We start from the raw sequence: 18,963 nt of genomic DNA, 5'->3' as shown, positions 1-18,963 counted from the left end.
ACCAGTACAGGGTCTGCTGCACCGACAGGTGACATCTGAGTTGGCTTGCCGTGATGGTGAGCTGGGAAGATGTCGCTGTGTCCAAGCCCCACCCCCGGGAGTTCCGCGACGATGTCGTGCGGGTCGCCCGTGACCGCGAGCCCGGCGTGACCGTCGAGCAGATCGCGAAGGGCTTCGGGGTTCACCCGATGACCTTGTTCACGTGGCTGCGGCAAGCCGAGGTCGAGGAAGGCACCAAGCCCGGTGCGAGCAGGGCCGAGTCAGCGGAGCCGCGGGAGGCGCGCAAGCGGATCAAGCTGCTTGAGCAGGAGAACGAGGTCCTGCGCCGCGCAACCGCGTATCTGTCGCAGGCGAACCTGCCGGGAAAAGGCTCTACCCGCTCGTGAACGAGCTCGCCGCCGACGGGATTCCCGTCGCGGTGACGTGCCGGGTCCTGAAGATCGCCCGACAGCCGTGCTGCCGGTGGCGTGCCCGGCCGGTCACCGCCACCGAACTCGATCGGGCGTATCGAGCGAACGCGTTGTTCGACGCCCACCGCGACGACCCGGAGTTCGGCTACTAGTTCCTGGCCGACGAAGCCCGCGACGCCGGCCTGGCGACAGCGGATCGGACCGCGTGGCGGATCTGCTCGTCCATGGGCTGGTGGAGTGCGTTCGGCAAGCAACGCGGCCGCAACGGCAAGAAGACCGGCCCGCCGGTCCACGACGACCTGATCCGCCGCGACTTCACCGCCACCGCGCCGAACCGGTTGTGGCTGGCCTACATCACCGAACACCACACCGCCGAAGGAAAGCTGTATCTCTGCACGGTCAAGGACGCCTGTTCCAACCGGATCGTGGGCTACTCCATCGACTCACGGATGAAGTCCCGTCTCGCCGTCGCCGCGCTCCCCCTGCCGCAGGGTAGCTCCCCGATTCGCTCCACGGTGTTCTCGTCCATGCCGACATGGACGAACTCGTCGAGCAGGCCGTGTTCGCCGATCACACCAAGCGCCGCGCAGCGGGCCTCCAGCAAATCCCGTGCCGAGGTCACGACGTGCTGCAGCACCGCTTGCAGGCTCAGGTCACTGGCCACTACGGCGTGCGCGTGCAACAGCTGCCGCAACCGGCCCTGAGTGGCGAGCACGTCCTGCGCCCGCGCCGACACCTCGTCGAGCAGTTTCTCCAGCTCCAGGCGTGGCAGATCAGCGGACGGCAACTGGAACCCACCCTGCGGCGGGCCGTCCGAGCTGTCAGCGGCACTGAAGGCGTTCGGCATGGCGTCCACGTCCCGTCGACCCTGGCGCGTGTCAGCGGGGTCCGGGCCAACGTAACAACACCTGGTGGAGCCGGGAGGTCACCCGGTCACCCTCGAACCTACGCCGAGCACGCTGGTAGCGATACCGTTTCGCGTCGCTGATCGCCACGGCGACAGGGTGCGAGTCTGCTGAGCGAAGTCCGCAGCGGAAGTCCCGCCGATCGTCACCCTGAACAGCGTCCGGTTCTCGGCTGGCTGCTTCCTGGTCACCAGATGTCCGCCTTCGGTTTCCCAGCGTTCTTCCGCCGGCTCAGCCTGGCGGGTCCTGGGGATGAGCACAGGGCTGAGGTGGTGGGCGTCCAGCGGCACGCCGTTGCCAGCCAGGATGGCCGCGACGCTCGCGGTCGAGTCGTGGCCGGTGGCGGACGCGTGCCGCACCCTCCGGGACGCCAGGCGGCACGACGAGCAGGCTGACCCGCCGGTGATCGGACCCGATCACCAGACGGTGTGCGGGTCGATCGATCGATCGGAAGCCTTCGAACCGGACCATTCAACCGTCGACGGGTGTTTTCCTTGCCACTGTGGTCCAGGTGTCGAGACGGTATGACACACGGTTGACCGGACCGAGCCGTGCGCCGAGCGCGGTGACCAGCACGGGGAGCTCGGCTGCCAGCTCGTCCGACCACGGCCACCAGCCGCCGTCGACGGGCCCGAGTGCCGCCCCAGGCGGTTTCAACTGCAAGCGCAACGCGAGACCGCGTCGGTCAGCCGGTGCCGTGCGGGGGGACTGAGCTGATCCGAGACCATCGCGACGCTCCTGTCTCCGGTTCACCCGATGAGTGGGCGCCGGTGATCGCTCCTGCGCCTGAGGCGGCACCAACGACACCGCCGTCCCTCCTTCGCCTCCGGTGCCCTCAGCCCACGCCGAGAACCCTCAGGCAGCGCCGGTAAGGGGGCGAACACGACGTGCCGTGCACACGGCCGGGCGTCTTGCGCGTGTGCGGCCGGCCGGCACCGGGGCACGCGATGATCGAACGTTGTCCGGACAAGGGAGTATCGTTCCCAGAAAGTGCCCTGGACCCCGGCATGACGACATCCGACCGGGGGAATTCCCATGGCGCGTCTTGATCAGCTTCCCGCTACCACGGCGCGGTCGCGGGGATCGCGGAACCCCGCCGGAGCACGGTCGCGTCCGTCCAGCACACGGTCGGGCTGGGCCTGTTCAGCGCGGCGGAAGCCGACCTGATGATCGACCGGATCCTCGCGCTCACGACCAGGGACACAGCGCAGGCCTTTCCAGACAGTCCCAATGGAACAATCACGTGACTGCTGTGTCCGCGAACGTCCGGCCGCTGGCGATCCGCTCCCGCTTGTGCCCGGCACGACGTGTTGCACGGTCAGATCGACATTTCAGCCAGAGTGATCTGGATCTTCGACGAGCGTGACTGGGCCTCCGTGGTGCGCTCGACCGTCCGCCTCACAAGCAACCGGGCAGGCGCAACGTTGCCCGACCAAGGAGATGTCCCCATGACACCCCTCCTCCAACACGTGTCGACGGGCCGTCCGGCACGCGCAGCTGCTGTCCGGCCAGACTTCCAGCCAGATGGGGAGGTTCTGACCGTCATGGTGTGCCCTGCCCCGCCCGATGCGGTCGTACTCGCGGTGTGCGGCGAGGTGGACTCGTCCACCAGCCCGCTGCTGCGTGATCGTCTCCTCGATCACGTGCGACCCACTTGCCCACAACTGGTGGTAGACCTCACCGAAGTGACCTTCTTCGGTGCAGCCGGTATCACCGTCCTGGTCGCTGCCAGGGAAGCTGCGGAGACGGCGGGCATCAGGATGTGTCTGGTCGCATGTACACGCGTGGTGTTGCGGCCACTGACGATCACCGGACTGGACAGCGTGTTCGACGTCTGCCCCGACGTCGAACACGCCCGGCTGCGCATGACCGAGGTCGCCGCGCAGATCATCGGTCGATCCGTTGACGATGACGGCATCCTGCCGCGGCCACGCACGGGGCACCGTGCAGCATCCCCGGTGTGACCTCAGAAACCAGCATCATCAACAACGTCGTCTACCTGGACGGGCGGCATGCCGCGTCCCCGATCACGCTGGCCGACACCTTCCGAATGCTGGAGCGGCAAGCCAGCAGCATGGCCTGGATCGGCCTGTACCGACCGGCCGAGGCACAGCTGGTGGACGCCGCCGGCCAGCTCGGGCTGCACGGACTGGCGGTAGAGGACGCCATCACAGCCCACCAGCGCCCGAAACTGGAACGCTACGACGACACCCTGTTCGTGGTACTGCGCTCGGCCGACTACCGCGATGACACCGAGCGGGTCGAGTTCGGTGAGCTGCACCTGTTCGTGGGTCCCAATTTCGTGCTCACCGTGCGGCACGGCGAGACACCGGATCTGGCCGGCGTGCGGCGCCGGTTGGAGGCTCGGCCCCACCTGTTGCGGCTGGGCCCCGAGGCGGTGCTGTACGCCGTGCTGGACGCGGTGGTCGACGGCTGCGCACTCGTAGTGTCCGGCCTGCACAACGACATCGAAGAGATCGAGTCCGAGGTGTTCAGCCGCGACCCGAACGCCTCCCGGCGAATCTACGAGCTGTCCCGTGAGGTGATGGAGTTCCAACGCGCCACCCGACCGCTGCTCACGATCCTCGACAGCCTCTCGGCCGGGTTCGCCAAGTACGGCATCGACGAGGAACTGCGGCGCCATCTGCGCGACGTGGCCGACCACGCCACCATCGTGGTCGAGCAGGCCGACAGCTTCCGCGGTATGCTCGCCGACGTCCTCGCCGTCAACACCACTCTGGTCACCCAGGCGCAGAACGAGGAGATGCGGCTTCTGGCCGAAGCCAGCAACGCACAGAACGAGCAGATCAAGAGGATTTCCTCGTGGGCGGCGATCCTGTTCGCTCCCACGCTGATCGGCACGATCTACGGGATGAACTTCCACCACATGCCCGAGCTGAGCTGGCTGTGGGGATACCCGTTCGCACTGCTGCTCATGGCGCTGGTGTGCACCGGCCTCTACCTGGTTTTCCGGCGCCGCGGCTGGCTTTGACACAGTCGCCGGGCAGCCGGAGCCGACCGTCCTGTGTGGATCAGTCAGCGAGCGGTTCTTGATGCGTGTTCTCCGCTGCCACAACAGATCCAGCGTCTGGCTCTCCGCCGCGGTGGTTCCAGACGTCGCGCAGGACGACCTGGATGACGCCGGTGACCGGGATGGCGAGCAGTGCGCCGAGTATTCCGGCGAGTTCGGTCGCCAGCAGCAAGGCGACGAGCACGGTCAGCGGGTTGAGCTTGACCGTCCTGGAGAAGATCACTGGTTGCAGGAGGTGGTTCTCCAGCTGCTGGTAGACGATGAAGAAGATGATCACGGTGATGGCCGCGGGCAGCGAGCGGATGAGGGCGGCGATGCCGGCGACCACCGCGCCGAGGGTGGCGCCCACCAGTGGGATCAGGTCGGCGATCGCGACGAAGACCGCGATCAGTTCGGCGAACGGCACTCCGAAGATCTTTAGCACGATGTAGGTGAGCACGCCGCAGATGACGCTGATGAGCAGGTTGCCGGAGATGTGGCCGGTGATGGTCTTCGTGCACTCGCGGCCTACGCGGTGAATGCGGTCCGCGCGGTGCGGCGGGAACAGTGCGAGGGTCCCGTCGATCACTTCGGGGCCTTGCAGCACCGCGAGGTAGGACAGGACGAAGATGGAGATGGTCGCGACGATTCCGGTGACCGCGCTGCGCAGCAGGTTCAGCGCCGGCGTGCCGAGTCCGGTCGCGAACTGCCGGATGCGTTCCTCGTTGTCACGGGCGAACTCCAGCGCGTTGGTGCGCTCCAACAAAGTCCCGATGGGGCCTCTGCCGCCGCGTGCGTCCGCGATCATGTCCGGCAACCGGGTCGCCAGCTGCGTGCCCTGCTCGGCCAGCGGTATGGCGAAGAGGGTGAGCACACCGCCGAAGACCAGGAAGACCACGAGGAACACGAGGAACACGACCAGCGTCGCCAGCGAGCGGCGGCACCATCTGACGTGGTTCTGCAACCAGTTCACCGCCGGGTAGAGCGCGACGGTGAAGACGACCGCGATGAGCATCCACACGAGCACTCGTTGGACGTGCATGACGAACACCACGGCCACAACCGTGGCCAGGATCAGCCCGATGGTCGCGAGGATGGTCCGCACGGGAACCGTGTATGCGCGCTGGTTCGGCAGCATGCCGACCACTCCCGTCCCGGTCGGCGGACAACCGTTCACGGGGAACGCCGAGAACGGCGCTGGTCCGGCTTCCGCGAAGTGCTCTCGGTACCGTCGAGCTACGCCCGTGGGCTGTGCGGCGCCCCTCTACGGGCGTCAGGCTTTGTCGACCCGCATCAGTTCGGCGACCTCCGGCGATCGCGCGATCACCTGCTGCGCGATGTCCGACAGCAGTTGGTTGCTGTTGCGGGCATGGGTGCGCATCAGGGAGAACGCGTCCGCGACATCGATCTGCAGGCGCTCGGTCAGGATGCCCTTGGCCTGTTCGATGACGATGCGGCTGTTGAGCGCGTTCTGCAGCTGTTCGGTGACCATCTCGCTGTGCCGGAGCGCGCGAACCTGGAGCATGCTGATCGTCGCCACGTTGGCGAAGGACTGCGCCAGCTCGACCGCGTCCTCCGGGATGGCGCCGGGCGAGGTCCGGAACAGGTTCAGCGCGCCGATGATCTGCTCACGCAATCGCATCGGCACCGCGTGAACGGCGGAGAACCCCTGCTCACGTGCCGCGCCCGCGAACCGGGGCCAGCGCTGCGGCTCCTGCGCCAGGTCCACGCACTCCACCGGCTGCCCGGTGTGGAAGCAGTCCAGGCACGGGCCCTCCTCGTCCTGCAACTGGAACAGCTCCAGCATCCGGGCCTGCTCGGTGGACGCCGCCACCAGGTTCAGCGCACCTCGCTGGTCGGCCAGCAGGATTCCGACCGCGTCCACCTCGAGCAGTTCGACGCAGCGTTCGGTCAGGGTGTGCAGGAAGTCGATGGCGTCGAACCGCAACACGAGCGTGTCCGCAAGCTCGACGAAGGTCTGAGTGATCCGCCGGTCCAACACGTGACTCACCTCTGTTTCTCATGGTCGGTATCCGGGGTGAATCTCAGTCTGCGCGCGACCACGTCCGCCGCTACCTCCGACAGACGCAGGCCGGTGAGGTACGCGTGCGCGCGCAGCCGCAGGAACGCCTCACCGAGATCGGTGTCCAGCTGCACCGACACCATGCCGGTGGCCTGGTGCACCACACCCCAGCGACGCTCCGGCTCAGTACCCCACAGATCACCGCCGTCCAGCGCCGCCGGCGCCGCGGACCGGCCGAGCAACAGCGCTGTCGCGGTGTCCGCGAACAGCAGCGCATCCGCGAGCTCATCCGGCGACAACGGGCCGTCGACATCCCGGCAGATCTCCAACGCGCCCAACGCGATCGCCCCCATCGTCAGGGGGATCACGAACACCGCCGCCACCCCCGCCGCGACGGCGGCCGGGGCGAACACGGGCCAGCGCTGCGCACTCCACCCGTTCGCCAGGTCGGGCACCAACACCGGCTGGTTCTGCCGCAGAGCCTCCGATACGGGCCCCTCACCCATCGTCACCTGCAGCTCGGCCATCTCCTCGCCCGCCGTCCCGATGACTTCGAGCGGTTGCACGGTACCGGCCAGGTAGACCCCGACGCCGGCCGCGTTCAGGCCTGCCCGGCAGGCAAGACAAACATGACGGACACCCGTGGGCTCCTGGTCCGCTCTGGCGATCTCATTGATCACCACGAGGATGTCGAGATGCCGATTCGTGCCCATGCTGGTCACTCCTCGCCATTGTGATCTCGTGCGAACGAAAGCTTAGCCCCCAGGTGGCCTGCCAAACGGGCGGACGCGCGCCGAGATCAGGTAGGTGGTTCGACGGATACCGGCGCTCGGAAGGAGGAACGCGTCCTGACCGCGGGTGCTATTCGTGCTCGGGCAGCCGGGGCACAGACCTCAGCGCGCGGTTGCTGCGTGGTTCAGTCCGGGTCTTGGCCTCGTCGACCTGACGGACGAGTTCGTCGCGTACCTCGTTGAGCGCCCCTGGCAGGTCGCGCTCCGACGACGTGGCGACGAGATGCAGGCGAGGAGTGCGGTTGATCCAGCATTCGAGGGTGACTCGCTGCTCGACGCCCTTGCGGTCCTTCACGCTGATTTCCAGGTCTATCTGGTCGTCGCGGAACGACCGCAGTCGCGAACCGAGGGCGGCGAGGCGTTCCACGACCCATCCTCGTTCTGACGCGAGGAAGCCGGTGGCGAGGTGCAGGCGCTGGGCGACAACAGCTGTGTCGTCCGGGGTTTTGTTCATGCGACTATCAGTCCTTTGTGGATGGTTGTGCTCGACGGACACGGTGGCGCGTGCAAGATTCGCGCCGGCCTGGCCTGGACTGCTCCCTTTGTCACCGTCCGATGGAGCACATCACTCCCGCTCGGGGGCACGCCACGGGTTGGGAACGGGCGGCCGTTGAAGGAGCGAGCTCGGCAGTGGCCGACGGGGCCGTGTCGGAGGATTGTGACTGTACGGGCCTGATGGCGCACGTATCGGTCATGAACACCCCCTTTCAGGCAGGGGGCTTGCACACCTCACACTACGCCTCACGTGGGTGGATGGCGCGGTGGTGCCCATCGCGCCGCACTCGGCCCAGCGCTCCTGCGGTTCGCTCGGCAGGTCCGCGGACGGGTGAGGCGACGTGCGGGCCTTCCCGGAGGGAAGCCCGCACGTCCTTTCCGGATCTGACTACCCGGTGCAGTTGGGCACTGCCGGGGTGCTGCCGACGCAGTTGTTCGGCGTGTTGGCGCTGATCGGCGAGTCGGTCGTGGTCATGGTTCCGCCGTTGCGGTAGACGCCCCCCGCGGTCAGCAGCGCGAGGTTCCCGGACACGGCGGTCTGGGTCATGGTGGTCGCGGTGGATCTGACGGCCGCGATGCCGCCACCCTGTGAGCCGGTGTTGCCGATGATCGGCATCGGGCTGCCGGAGACGCCGGTGGTTGTCAGCGTGCCTCGGAGACCGTTGTAAATGCCGCCGCCGCGCAGCAGAGCCGTGTTGTTGAACACCGGGCTTCGGGTGAACGTTGCGGCTGGCGCTGTGCCGGAAGGGGTGTCAGCGTTGGCCAGTCCACCACCGTTGAGTGTCGCCGTGTTGCCGCTCAAGCTGCTGCGGGTGAAGGTCACCGCGCCGCGGTTGAGGATGCCGCCACCATGGCCTACGACGCTGCCGTTGGTGATCGCGACCGACGTGGTGAGGGTGAGGTTGCCGGTGGTGCTGACCTCGGCGATGCGGAAGAGCAGCAGTGAGGAGCGGGTGATCGTCGCAGGGCCGATCATCTCGATCCGAGTGGTGATCACCGGCAGTCCGTTGGCCAGGCCGCCATGGGGCGAGGTCAGACCGTAGGTGCAGCCGCTCGTCAGGACGAGGGTGTCCGTCGCGGTCGTGGAGTTGGCGAGGCTCACCGCGTCAACGAGAGCGTTCTCGCTGCACGCCACGGGGATGGTGATGGCCTGTGCCACCGGGGTGACGACTGTCAAACCCCCGATGACGACGATGGTTCCAATCAGGGCGTGGATGGTCGTGCAGAGCTTTCGCATGACTACTTCTATTCCTGGGGCAAATTGTTGTACGAAAAAACCTCGGCTCGCGTCTGACACGCTACCGAGGTCTTGAGCAACAACCCACAACCTACTCCTCCGAGATGTTCCTGTACACCTCGGTGACTCGAACGGTTCTGTCGTGAATTGCGGTCTCTTGAAAATCTCCTACCGATTCCCCATGGCGTAAAATACGTGAACGGACCGCGTCGATCAGTACTTGTCGTTGTCGTGCGGGGCTCGTGGCTGGGCGGTCGGCGTCGGCGCGGACCGCAGTGGTGCTGACGGACCGGTGGTGGCGTAAGTGGCAATGCTCGCGGCTAGTTCCTGCGCGCCGGCGTGGGAGGCGTGCCGTTCCGCTTGCCGGCCGAGCGGACGGATGCGATCGCGGACTCGTGCCGAGGCCAGGGTCTCGGCGGACGCCAGCGCGCGGAATCCGATGTCGACGCCGATGTCGAGGTCTCGGTCGAGCAGGTGGTTGATCGACAGCAGGACGAGGCTGAACGCACGGCTGCGGGTCATGTCGTCGTCGTAGTCGTCGGTCGCTTCGATGAGCAACGGAATCGCGATTCGGGTGTGGCGAGGGCTCACTGTTCGGGCGAGATCTGTGTGCACGGCGCCGGCGACGGCTGACAGATCGGTCGTTGTGAAGAACCTGGCCCAGTCGGGCACCTGGGTGTGGTCGGCGGCCGCGAACTGGTCCCGGCCACGGTCGAGCTCGGCGAGCGCCTGGTCGCCGGCCCCGTGCTTGGCATGGGTCCACGCCGAGTTCACCGACAGAATGCTGGCCGCGATCTCGTTGCCCGGCCGCGTCGCCGCGAGCTGGCCGAGCCGGAAGTAGTCCAACGCCTCGTCAAGGCTCTCGTGGTGCAGGCACACGCGGCCGAGCCGATAGCAGATGTTGGCGACCAGCCCGTCGTGCCGGCCCCACCCGGCGAACACAAGTGCTCGGGTGAACTGCACGCGGGCGTTGCTGACCAGACCGGCGTCGAAGCACACCCAGCCGGCGAGGTTGTGCAGGTCGGCCAGCGCGACATGCAGCCGCCGCCGCACTTTCTCGGTGGCTGACGCGTCGAGCATCAGCAGCCCTTCCCGCATCCGGGTGCGGACCGCGTCGAGACAGGAGTCACCGCCTTGCCGGTAGTCCAGCGCGCGCAGAGCGTGCGTGTCCGCCTCCAGCCGAACGACGTCGGAGACGTCAATCGATCGCGGTGAACGTTCGTGAGCAGGGGAGGAATCCGGGATGGCCATGGCGGCACTCCTGACAGCGCGACTGAGAAGTGGGCGCCGCCGGGGGCCGGAGCGGATAACGCAGCCCTCTCGCCGATGACCGGGTCATCACCGGGCCTGGAGCTTGACCTGTGCCTTCGCCGAAGGGACTCGGCTGCTTTCGAAAATAACCGAGCTGCGTCGTGAATGCTGCCACCGAATGGTGTGGCTGCGGATGACGCCAAACGGGTGTGAGGGTCAGGAAGTGGTGGTCTTGAGGTTGCGGGCCAGTCGTTCCGGCCTCGGCCAGCGGACTTTGGTGGCCCAGCCGAGCTTCTCGAAGACCCAGATCAGTCGCGCGGAGATGTCGATCTGGCCGCGGCGGACGCCGTGACGGGCGCAGGTGGGATCGGCGTGGTGGGAGTTGTGCCAGGACTCACCCATGGACAGGATCGCCAGGGGCCAGAAGTTCGCGGACTTGTCGCGCGCCTCGAACGGCCGGTCGCCGATCATGTGGCAGATCGAGTTGACCGACCAGGTGACGTGGTGCAGCACGGCGACGCGGACGAGACCGGCCCAGAAGAACGCGGTCAGCGCTCCCCACCAGCTCCAGGTGGCCAGCCCGCCGATCAGCGCGGGTGCGAGCAGTGTCACGGCGGTCAGTGCGGGGAACCAGCGGTTGACGCGCTGGATGTCCGGGTCGGCGAGCAGGTCGGGGCGAAGCGTGCGGCATTGGTCAGTTCCCGGCGGAACATCCAGCCCAGGTGGGCGTGCCAGAACCCCTTGGCCAGCGCGGTGGCCGAGGTGCCGAACAACCAGGGGGAGTGCGGGTCCCCTTCGCGGTCAGCGTAGGCGTGGTGGCGGCGGTGGTCGGCGACCCAGCCGATGATCGGGCCCTGCATGGCCATGCTGCCGGTCACCGCGAGCCCGATCCGCAGTGCGCGGTTGGCTTTGAAAGCACCGTGCGTGAAGTAGCGGTGGAATCCGATCGTCACGCCGAGACACGTGAGGGTGTGGAAGAAACGGCGAGACCGACGTCGACCCAGCCCAGACCCCAGCCCCACGCCAGCGGAACCGCTGCCGCCAGTGCCAGCGCTGGTATGACGGCGAACAACTTGACCAGGAACACCTCGGCCGGGGACTTCTCTCCGGCCAGCATGGGCTGCGGCGCGGCGTCGGCTTGACGGACGTTCGATTCGACTTGCGCACTCACGCTCGTACCTCCGGGGACGGCATACGTTCTCCGTCGCCGGGGTTCAGGGCGATCGGTGTGGGATTTGGCAGGTGCCGGATGTCAGGCGACCCGCGTCAGGTCGTCACACCGCCTGGATACCCGTGGTGTGGCGGTGGCAAAACCGATGTGCTGAGGCCGATGCCCCTCGATCGGGGGATGGTCGAGGGGCATCGGGTTGGTGTCTCCGTCAGCGTGTGTCAGCTGGTAGGAGCACGATGTGAGGTCAGATGGCGCGGACGGCGGTGGCCTGCGGGCCCTTGGGGCCCTGGGTCACCTCGAACTCGACGCGCTGGTCGTCCTCGAGGCTGCGGTAGCCGTGACCGTCGATCTCCGAGTAGTGCACGAAGACGTCTGGCCCGTTCTCGCGGGAGAGGAAGCCGAAGCCCTTCTCCGCGTTGAACCACTTCACGGTTCCCCGTGTCATTGTCCTTCTCCTTGTCAGGGGCTGGGGTGGGCACCGCGGAATGCGATTCCCAGGCCGGGCTTCAGACGGCGACTTCTCCAGCTTGTCCTGCAGGAAAAAGAAAGAAGCGCCCGCAACACCGTTTCCGCGAGCGTGATGAACCACGAACACAAAACTCTACGACCACCTCGTGCAACACCGCCGCGGGCAAATTAGTTCCCGTGGTGGCATCAGGTGTCGCACGTCACCGGCAGATGCAGCCTCGGGACAGCGCGGAGGCGGTGGTCGCGGTGCAGTAGCGAACACCGATCGGGTCGTGCTCGTGCCACGGGTGCGGGCACACGACACAGATGCCTGCGGTGCCTGAGTGCTCGGAGTGGTCGGCCAGTACGGCGGTTTGCAGCTCAGACACGGGCATGCGGGTACTCCGATGATCGGTGTTGGAAGAAGAGGATGCGGGTGTTCAGGATGGTTCCTTCGCGGACCTCGATGGCACGCCGGATGATCTCGCTGGAGTCCCAGGCGCCGGTGAGCACCGGACGCAGGTGCGGGAGCAGCGCTTCGCTGATCCCCCAGGTCGCCGAGCTCCACAGGACAGGACGGGCTGTGGTCCTCGCCGTGGTAAGGCACGTGGTCGCCCACCAGGAAGTCCTGCTCCGTGAACGAGGTGGGCGTGCCCATCCGAAGCCATGCCCGCGTCGCAGGAGACGCCGACGACCAGGGCGCCAGTGGCCAAAGTGGACAGATTGTCGTTTTGCGAGGAGGTCCGCGTGGATCCTGGCCAGGTGTAACGGATGCGGGGAAAGCCGGGTCCGTTCTCCTTGCGGGACTGCGCGATCACTCCGAGGCTGAGCTGTTCCACGTGTCTCCTGTCCGTGGTGGCGGACCCGCGCGGCTCACGAAGACAGGTCGACGCTGCGCCGAACGGGCCGCTGTGCGGCAGAGAGTCAGTCGCCACTGAGGTTGGGTGGCTGCAGCGCCGTGGGTGCCGCCCGATCGAGGTCAGCCGCACGGAGACGGAACACCTGCAGCTCGACGCCGAAGTACTTGGTGGTCTCGCCGACCCAGTGCATGCCGTTGTTGCGGACGGTGGCCGCGGCGCGGGCGTTGCCGGGGCGGACGACGGCGAAGATCTCCTGGACGTTCTGGCTGAACGCCCAGCTGGCCAGCGCGTGGGTGGTCTCGGTGGCGTAGCCGTTGCCCCAGGCGTCGGGGCACAGCTGCCAGCCGATCTCCAGATCCTCGTCGCCTGGCGGCAGCGGAAGCAGGACGGCGCCGCCGATCACACGATCGTCCGTGTTGCGCTGGATGGCCCATCGGCCGGCCGGAGCGGGCAACCGGGCGCCTTCAGCGCTCCACTGCTGCAGCAACAGCCGCATGGCCGCGAGGTCGGGCACCCGGTCCATGTCGGGACTGAGCCAGCGTGTCACCTCGGCGTGGCCGTAGACGTCCAGCGCGGCCTGCGCGTCGTCGACCAGCCAGGGCCGCAAGGTCAGGCGCTCTGTGGTCAGCGGGTGGGTCGTCCATGTCGACGTGCTCATATCGGTACTCCGTCCCCCGGTTGCGCGAGCTGGCCGGGTGATGTTCGAGCAAATGGTCCGATATGGATCGCCAGGCCATTTCGGGAAGGATCGAGGAGGCCGTTGAAAAGCGGCACTTTTTCCTCCACGCTACACGCACCACTGGCACAAGTGGTCGAGCCCTGTGTGATCAGAAAATCCGGCCTACGTCATCCTGAGAGTCAGCTGTGAGTATCTGACCTGCAGGTTTGGGTCACTGAAGGCGTTTTCCGTACTTCGATCTGACATGCGGGTGGGTGATCCAGAAATTTGGCGACATTTCGGTCGATCATGACTGAATCGGTGTAGAGTGAAGTTGCCGAGAACAGCGCGTATATGGGCAATCGAGTTCATGCCGTGCTCGGCGAAACTAGACCGGCTGTTTTTCCGGCCGGGGACGGGAGTCCTGACATGACGTCAGCACCCCACCTTTCCGAAGCCTCACCTGCCACTGCGATCCCCGAGCAGTCTCAGCTCTCGCAACGACTGCGGCTGCGGCCGAAGGCGCCCACGACGGGACACGTCGACGGGGCCTGGTGGCCACGTTCCCGCGACCTCGCCGCCGAGCTGCCCTCGTTGCTCGCAGCGCTGGGAGCTCGCCTGGGCGACATCCTGCGGGTGAGCTACAACATGACCGAGTGGAACTCCGCGCCGCGCCGCATCATCGGCGACGGCCGCCAGATCCGGCTCGACGGGTTCATCTCCAGGCCCCCGCACACCGTGGACGTGCTCGCGGCGGACAAGCACCGGCTCACGCTGCTCGTCGTGCCGTCGAACACCGACCCGGCCGCCGCGCAGCAGACCATGATGATCACCGCCGATCGCGGCAACACCCAGACTGTCGACGACCTGCTCGCTGCGGGCGTCAGCATGACCGCGTCGACGCAACGCACGGCCGACCTGTCCCGGATCGCTCTCGCGGGCTGGGAAGCAGACGGCGGCCGAATCCCGGAGCAGAACAGGAAGCACACCCCATGACGACATCGACCTACCTGTCCTTGTACGAGCGCAGAGTCAAGCTGGTCCAAGAAGTCCTGGCTGCGCACACCGAACTCAGCGCGAAAGACGCACAGGGTCTTGCCGTGCACGTGCTGGGCGCGTTGGACCACATCCCGGAGCACGTCCGCTGATCGCCGACCGGCGCGTTCCAACAGCCCGGGCGCCCCGGGAGGACTCAGCGCCGGTGGTCACCGGTCCCACGTTCCAGCCGACCCGGAAGGTCCTTTGTGCTTCGCACGTACGGTTTCCTGAGTACGTATCCACCCACGCAATGCGGACTCGCCACGTTCACCGCTTCTCTGCTGAGCCATCTGACCGCGGTGACGCCGGACAGCAAGGGCAAGGTGGTCCGTGTTCTCGCGGAGCCGGATCACGAACCCGCCGCCGTAGCGGGAACATCAGTGGTGCACGAGATGATCCCCGGCGCGGTCGAGGCCGCGGCCGACGTGCTCAACCGCTGCGACATGGTGGTGGTGCAGCACGAGTACGGGATCTACGCCGGCCGTGATGGTGCGGACGTGCTCGGTGTGCTCGCCCGGCTGCGGGTCCCGGTGATCATCGTGCTGCACACGGTGCTCACCACGCCCACCCCTGGCCAGCGGCAGGTGCTCGAGGAGGTAGTCGGCTACGCCGACGCCGTGGTGACCATGTCCGAAGCCGCGCGGCGCCGGCTCGTGGACGGCTACGCCGTCGGACGGCCCGATGAGGTCGTCGTGATTCCGCACGGCGCGCTCCCCGTCGAGCCACCCGCCCGCGATCCGTCCGCAGACAGGCCGATGATCCTCACCTGGGGCTTGCTAGGGCGTGGCAAGGGCATCGAGTGGGGCATCTCCGCACTGGGTGCGTTGCGCGATCTGAAGCCGCGTTACCTGGTGGCCGGCCAGACCCATCCCAAGGTGCTGGCGCACGAGGGTGAGGCCTACCGCAGGAACCTGCGCAACCGCGCCGCCGCGTTCGGCGTCGCGGACCTGGTCGAGTTCGATTCGACCTACCTCGAAGTGGACGCACTGGCGGAGCTGGTCGGCCAGGCCGACGTCATCCTCCTGCCCTACGACTCGTCCGAGCAGGTCACGTCCGGTGTGCTCGTCGAAGCCCTGGCCGCTCGCAAACCGGTGGTCGCGACCGAGTTCCCTCACGCCGCCGAGCTGCTGGCGAACGGGGCCGGGCTGCTGGTGCCCCACCGCGACCCTGCCGCCATCACCGCGGCGTTGCGGCGGGTGCTGACCGAACCGGGACTCGCGGCCGGGATGAGCGACCGCTCGGCGAGCCTCGCCCCGGCACTGAACTGGCCGGCGGTCGCGAGCCGGTATCGAGACCTGGCGGAGCACCTGCTCGCCGCCCGAGTCGCCGTGACGACGTGACCGGCCCGAGTTTCACCCACCTGGCCCGGCTCAGCGACGACACGGGCCTGTACGAGCACGCCGACGGGCCGTTGCCTCGCCGGGAGCACGGCTACTGCCTGGACGACGTCGCCCGAGGCTTGGTCGTCCTGAGCCGCGAACCGGAGCTGTCCGCCGATCTGGTCATCCTGCTGGAGCGCTATCTCGCCTTCACCGCCCACGCGCAGGCCGACGACGGGCGGTTCCACAACCGGCTCGTACCCGACCGCGGCTGGCGGGACGAGCCGGGGCTGGGTGACTGGTGGGGACGCGCGTTGTGGGGACTGGGCACCGCGGCTGCCCGCTGCCCGGTGCCCTGGATGCGCACGGCTGCTCTGGACCGCTTCGAGGCAAGCGCCCACCACAGGCCTCCGTCGGTGCGGTCGATGGCCTTCGCCGCGCTCGGCGCCGCCGAGGTGCTCAGCGCCGACTCCGAGCACGCCCTAGCGGCCAAGCTGCTCGGTGACATCGCCTCGTACGTCGGCGAACCCGGCGACGTACCGACCTGGCCGTGGCCGGAGACACGACTCTTCTACGCCAACGCGGTGCTGCCCGAGGCGCTGATCGCCGCAGGTCATCTCCTCTCGGAACGCAAGATCCGCGACGACGGGCTGCGGCTGCTGGACTGGCTGCTGACCGTCGAGTCCGCCGAGATCCATCTCTCGCCGACCCCGGCCGGCGGCTGGCACCTCGGCGAGCCTCGCCCGGCGTTCGACCAGCAACCCATCGAGGTGGCGGCGCTGGCCGACGCCTGCGCCCGCGCCTACCAGGTCACCGGCGACCTGATGTGGCTCACCGGTGTCCGCCGCGCGGTCGCGTGGTTCGACGGCGACAACGACCTCGGCGTGCCCATGCACGACAAGGAGACCTGCGGCGGCTACGACGGACTCACGCACGGAGGACCCAACCGCAACCAGGGCGCCGAGTCGACCCTGGCGCTGATCTCCACCCTGCAACACGGCCGCACTCTGCTGGGGAGCACCGGATGAACGCCCGTGTCACTCGCGCCTCGCTGCGGCTGCGGCCGGATCTGCGCCGGGTCATCACCAAACGGTTCGTGCCGGGAGAGGAACGGCCCGAACACGAGTCGCGGTCCGCGGCCGTGATCCGGCGAGTGATGGCGCTGGACGAGGAAACCGCGTGCGCCACGCTCGACCGCACCATCGGCCTGTTCGCGGGACGCCACAGGGACGTCCGCGTGACTTTCGCCGACCACTTCGCGAGCGTCAGCCACCGCTTCCCCGAGGGCGTCGAGCTGTCCGAGTCCCGCCGGCTGCTCATCGGCGCGTACTTCACGCATGAGTACGCTATCGAAGGCGCCGCGCTGTGCAACCCGTCCATGGTCGCGCACCCCGATCAGAGCGGGCTGGCACCGGGACATCTGCGGTTCGCGTTGAGTGTCCGCGGCATCGGTGAGGGCCATCTGTCGTCGATCGGTTTCCGGACCGGGGTGGTCGGTCCTGACGGTGTGCTCACCGTCGACGCGCCCCCGAACGTCATCACCACCGGCCTCCATCGGGAGGCGGTGTACGAGAAGAGCCTCTTCCTGGGCAAACTCGCCGAGCTCGGCCACGACGACGAGGTCTCCGCCGTGCTGAACCGGTGGCTGCCCGAGCGGTTCACCGACGCCGACCTGAATCTCGTGCTGGCCGATCTGCACCCGAGTCTGGTCGCCCGCCAGGAGGCACACCGGACCGTGGAGCTGATCCGGTGGATCGCCGCGTGCAACTACACCTCGGAGTTTCCCGACGACACCGTCATCAGCGGCCGGGTGCTCTGGCCGACCGGCCCGTCCGAACGCCAGGGCATGGAAGACGCCAGGTTCGTGCGCTTCACCGACGATGATGGCGACCAGACCTACTACGCCACCTACACCGCCTACGACGGTGTGGACGTCGCACCACAGTTGTTGCAGTCCAAGGATTTCCGCACCTTCCACGTCACACAGACGACGGGGTCGGCCGCTCGCAACAAGGGCATGGCCCTGTTCCCCAGGAAGATCGGCGGCCGGTACGCGGCGTTGTCGCGCGGCGACGGGGAGAGCACGGCCGTGGCGACCTCCGACGACATCAGGACCTGGAACGAGCCACGACCGGTGGAGGTGCCCGCCAGGGACTGGGACCTCGTCCAGGTCGGCAACTGCGGTTCGCCCATCGAGACTTCCGAGGGCTGGCTCGTGCTGACCCACGGAGTCGGCCCGATGCGCGTCTACTCGATGGGCGCGATCCTGCTCGACCTCGACCACCCCGAACGGGTGCTGGCGACCCTGCCTCAACCGCTGCTGCTGCCCACCGCCGCCGAACGCGACGGCTACGTACCCAACGTCGTCTACTCCTGCGGTCCCCTGTTGCACGACGACACGCTGGTGATCCCCTACGGTGCCAGCGACGCCTCCATCGGGCTGGCGACCACGTCACTACGTGGCCTGCTGGCCGCCCTGACCGGGGAAAGCGAGCCTCAGCACGCGTTTCCACACGCTGGCGGTCTGTTGTAGCAACGGGCCAGTGGTGTAGGGCAGGCCGAATCGTTCGCAGAGCGCACGTACGCGCGGCGCGATCTCGGCGTACCGGTTGCTCGGCAGGTCCGGGAACCGGTGATGCTCGATCTGGTGGCTGAGGTTTCCGGTCATGAGGTGGAACAGCGTGCCGCCGTCGATGTTCGCCGAACCGGCCAGTTGACGCAGGTACCACTCACCGCGGGTCTCGCCGTCGAGTTGGTCCTCGGTGAAGACCACCGTGCCGTCAGGAAAGTGGCCGCAGAAGATGATCGTGTGCGTCCACACGTTGCGGATCGTGTTCGCGGTCAGGTTCGCGAGCAACGTCGGCAGGAACGACGGGCCTGACAGCAGTGGGAACGCGACGTAGTCCTTGATCACCTGACGGCCGGCCTTGCCGAGGACACCGCGCAGCTGCGTCAGCGCCTCGCGCCAGCTCTTCTCGCCACGCCAGGCACGTTCCAGCTCGACGTCGTAGATCGTGATGCCCCACTCGAAGAACATCGCGAGCGCCATGTTGTAGAACGGCTGCGCCAGGTAGATCGGGTGCCACGGTTGTTCCGGGTGGATGCGCAGCGCGCTGTAGCCGATGTTGAGGTTCACCCCGAACGGTGGACAGGGGCTTAAGAGGTCCTAACAGAATCGTTGGACGTGGCGGTAGCAGATGATGCAGGTAGCGAGGCCGAGGAAGGCTTCGTGGATGTCGTCGCGGCGTTCCCGGCGGATGCGCAGGCGTTTCATGCCGTGGTACCAGGCGATCGTGCGCTCCACGACCCAGCGGACTGTCCCCAGGCCGGAGCCGTGGGACTCGCCGC

Annotated in this window: 23 protein-coding genes and 1 pseudogene; 9 read left to right on the top strand and 15 right to left on the bottom strand. The window is 67.4% G+C overall.

The window, feature by feature from the left end; all coding sequences use genetic code 11:
• Window positions 1-77: 77 nt before the first annotated feature.
• Window positions 78-386: a transposase gene (locus ACZ7CF_RS00120; protein WP_470368397.1), complete on the top strand. Its 309-nt coding sequence runs from the start codon at window positions 78-80 to the stop codon at window positions 384-386.
• Window positions 383-562: a hypothetical protein gene (locus ACZ7CF_RS00115; protein WP_470368396.1), complete on the top strand. Its 180-nt coding sequence runs from the start codon at window positions 383-385 to the stop codon at window positions 560-562. Before ACZ7CF_RS00120 ends, ACZ7CF_RS00115 begins: the two co-directional genes overlap by 4 nt.
• Window positions 563-840: 278 nt before the next feature.
• Here ACZ7CF_RS00115 and ACZ7CF_RS00110 read toward each other — a convergent pair whose 3' ends face one another.
• The 3 genes from ACZ7CF_RS00110 to ACZ7CF_RS00100 all read right to left on the bottom strand — a co-directional run bounded on the left by ACZ7CF_RS00110 (window position 841) and on the right by ACZ7CF_RS00100 (window position 2,068).
• Window positions 841-1,266, bottom strand: a complete 426-nt coding sequence (locus ACZ7CF_RS00110; RefSeq protein WP_470368395.1) for a hypothetical protein — start codon at window positions 1,264-1,266, stop codon at window positions 841-843.
• 69 nt (window positions 1,267-1,335) lie between these two features.
• Window positions 1,336-1,674, bottom strand: a complete 339-nt coding sequence (locus ACZ7CF_RS00105; protein ID WP_360388392.1) for a hypothetical protein — start codon at window positions 1,672-1,674, stop codon at window positions 1,336-1,338.
• A gap of 112 nt (window positions 1,675-1,786) precedes the next feature.
• Window positions 1,787-2,068 (bottom strand): DUF5994 family protein, encoded by a 282-nt coding sequence (locus ACZ7CF_RS00100; RefSeq protein WP_458434427.1) that lies wholly within the window; start codon window positions 2,066-2,068, stop codon window positions 1,787-1,789.
• Between the two features lie 695 nt (window positions 2,069-2,763).
• Between ACZ7CF_RS00100 and ACZ7CF_RS00095 the strand changes: the two genes are divergently transcribed.
• Together ACZ7CF_RS00095 and ACZ7CF_RS00090 are read left to right on the top strand one after the other, a co-directional pair.
• Window positions 2,764-3,279 carry an STAS domain-containing protein gene (locus tag ACZ7CF_RS00095; RefSeq protein ID WP_470368394.1) on the top strand — a complete coding sequence of 172 codons (516 nt, stop codon included), beginning with the start codon at window positions 2,764-2,766 and terminating at the stop codon, window positions 3,277-3,279.
• Entirely contained in the window at window positions 3,276-4,307 is a 1,032-nt protein-coding gene (locus ACZ7CF_RS00090; RefSeq protein WP_470368393.1) for a magnesium and cobalt transport protein CorA, read from the top strand. The genes ACZ7CF_RS00095 and ACZ7CF_RS00090 overlap by 4 nt, the downstream gene beginning before the upstream one ends.
• Window positions 4,308-4,347: 40 nt before the next feature.
• On the opposite strand, the gene ACZ7CF_RS00085 is transcribed toward ACZ7CF_RS00090, so the two are convergent.
• The 10 genes and pseudogenes from ACZ7CF_RS00085 to ACZ7CF_RS00040 all read right to left on the bottom strand — a co-directional run bounded on the left by ACZ7CF_RS00085 (window position 4,348) and on the right by ACZ7CF_RS00040 (window position 13,258).
• Window positions 4,348-5,463, bottom strand: a complete 1,116-nt coding sequence (locus tag ACZ7CF_RS00085; protein ID WP_470368392.1) for an AI-2E family transporter — start codon at window positions 5,461-5,463, stop codon at window positions 4,348-4,350.
• A 135-nt stretch (window positions 5,464-5,598) separates the two neighbouring features.
• Window positions 5,599-6,336: a GAF and ANTAR domain-containing protein gene (locus ACZ7CF_RS00080; RefSeq protein WP_470368391.1), complete on the bottom strand. Its 738-nt coding sequence runs from the start codon at window positions 6,334-6,336 to the stop codon at window positions 5,599-5,601.
• The gene (locus ACZ7CF_RS00075; RefSeq protein ID WP_360388387.1) at window positions 6,333-7,061 is read right to left on the bottom strand and encodes a GAF and ANTAR domain-containing protein; all 729 of its coding nucleotides are present in this window, start codon (window positions 7,059-7,061) and stop codon (window positions 6,333-6,335) included. The genes ACZ7CF_RS00080 and ACZ7CF_RS00075 overlap by 4 nt, the downstream gene beginning before the upstream one ends.
• A gap of 148 nt (window positions 7,062-7,209) precedes the next feature.
• On the bottom strand, window positions 7,210-7,593 hold the full coding sequence (locus ACZ7CF_RS00070; RefSeq protein WP_360388145.1) for an HPF/RaiA family ribosome-associated protein: 384 nt from the start codon (window positions 7,591-7,593) through the stop codon (window positions 7,210-7,212).
• 429 nt (window positions 7,594-8,022) lie between these two features.
• On the bottom strand, window positions 8,023-8,961 hold the full coding sequence (locus tag ACZ7CF_RS00065) for a hypothetical protein (RefSeq protein WP_470368390.1): 939 nt from the start codon (window positions 8,959-8,961) through the stop codon (window positions 8,023-8,025).
• Between the two features lie 123 nt (window positions 8,962-9,084).
• Entirely contained in the window at window positions 9,085-10,122 is a 1,038-nt protein-coding gene (locus ACZ7CF_RS00060) for a transcriptional regulator (protein WP_360388151.1), read from the bottom strand.
• A gap of 216 nt (window positions 10,123-10,338) precedes the next feature.
• Window positions 10,339-11,239, bottom strand: a pseudogene (locus ACZ7CF_RS00055) (acyl-CoA desaturase).
• Window positions 11,240-11,537: 298 nt separating this feature from the next.
• The gene (locus tag ACZ7CF_RS00050; RefSeq protein WP_360388152.1) at window positions 11,538-11,738 is read right to left on the bottom strand and encodes a cold-shock protein; all 201 of its coding nucleotides are present in this window, start codon (window positions 11,736-11,738) and stop codon (window positions 11,538-11,540) included.
• Between the two features lie 223 nt (window positions 11,739-11,961).
• Window positions 11,962-12,135 carry an RGCVC family protein gene (locus tag ACZ7CF_RS00045; RefSeq protein WP_458433053.1) on the bottom strand — a complete coding sequence of 58 codons (174 nt, stop codon included), beginning with the start codon at window positions 12,133-12,135 and terminating at the stop codon, window positions 11,962-11,964.
• A gap of 529 nt (window positions 12,136-12,664) precedes the next feature.
• The gene (locus ACZ7CF_RS00040; RefSeq protein ID WP_470368389.1) at window positions 12,665-13,258 is read right to left on the bottom strand and encodes a GNAT family N-acetyltransferase; all 594 of its coding nucleotides are present in this window, start codon (window positions 13,256-13,258) and stop codon (window positions 12,665-12,667) included.
• A 429-nt stretch (window positions 13,259-13,687) separates the two neighbouring features.
• Here ACZ7CF_RS00040 and ACZ7CF_RS00035 point away from each other — a divergent pair, with 429 nt between their 5' ends.
• The 5 genes from ACZ7CF_RS00035 (at window position 13,688) to ACZ7CF_RS00015 (ending at window position 18,148) form a co-directional block, all read left to right on the top strand.
• Window positions 13,688-14,254 carry a DUF5994 family protein gene (locus ACZ7CF_RS00035; RefSeq protein WP_360388161.1) on the top strand — a complete coding sequence of 189 codons (567 nt, stop codon included), beginning with the start codon at window positions 13,688-13,690 and terminating at the stop codon, window positions 14,252-14,254.
• A complete protein-coding gene (locus tag ACZ7CF_RS00030; protein WP_360388164.1) occupies window positions 14,251-14,406 on the top strand; it encodes a DUF6307 family protein in 156 nt (51 codons plus the stop codon). The genes ACZ7CF_RS00035 and ACZ7CF_RS00030 overlap by 4 nt, the downstream gene beginning before the upstream one ends.
• 282 nt (window positions 14,407-14,688) lie before the next feature.
• The gene (locus tag ACZ7CF_RS00025; protein WP_360388166.1) at window positions 14,689-15,636 is read left to right on the top strand and encodes a glycosyltransferase; all 948 of its coding nucleotides are present in this window, start codon (window positions 14,689-14,691) and stop codon (window positions 15,634-15,636) included.
• Entirely contained in the window at window positions 15,633-16,643 is a 1,011-nt protein-coding gene (locus tag ACZ7CF_RS00020) for a hypothetical protein (protein WP_470368388.1), read from the top strand. The genes ACZ7CF_RS00025 and ACZ7CF_RS00020 overlap by 4 nt, the downstream gene beginning before the upstream one ends.
• On the top strand, window positions 16,640-18,148 hold the full coding sequence (locus ACZ7CF_RS00015) for a glycoside hydrolase family 130 protein (protein WP_470368387.1): 1,509 nt from the start codon (window positions 16,640-16,642) through the stop codon (window positions 18,146-18,148). The genes ACZ7CF_RS00020 and ACZ7CF_RS00015 overlap by 4 nt, the downstream gene beginning before the upstream one ends.
• Here the strand turns inward: ACZ7CF_RS00015 and ACZ7CF_RS00010 are convergent.
• Together ACZ7CF_RS00010 and ACZ7CF_RS00005 are read right to left on the bottom strand one after the other, a co-directional pair.
• The gene (locus ACZ7CF_RS00010; protein WP_360388174.1) at window positions 18,071-18,751 is read right to left on the bottom strand and encodes a fatty acid desaturase family protein; all 681 of its coding nucleotides are present in this window, start codon (window positions 18,749-18,751) and stop codon (window positions 18,071-18,073) included. The genes ACZ7CF_RS00015 and ACZ7CF_RS00010 overlap by 78 nt on opposite strands.
• 30 nt (window positions 18,752-18,781) lie before the next feature.
• Window positions 18,782-18,963, bottom strand: a 182-nt coding sequence (locus ACZ7CF_RS00005; RefSeq protein ID WP_470368386.1) for a transposase, incomplete at its 5' end; no start/stop codon positions are given.

It is taken from the genome of Lentzea sp. NPDC036955 (genome assembly GCF_055608005.1).
The sequence above is the reverse complement of the archived record's forward strand: the minus strand, read 5'-3'. Positions and strand labels throughout refer to the sequence as shown.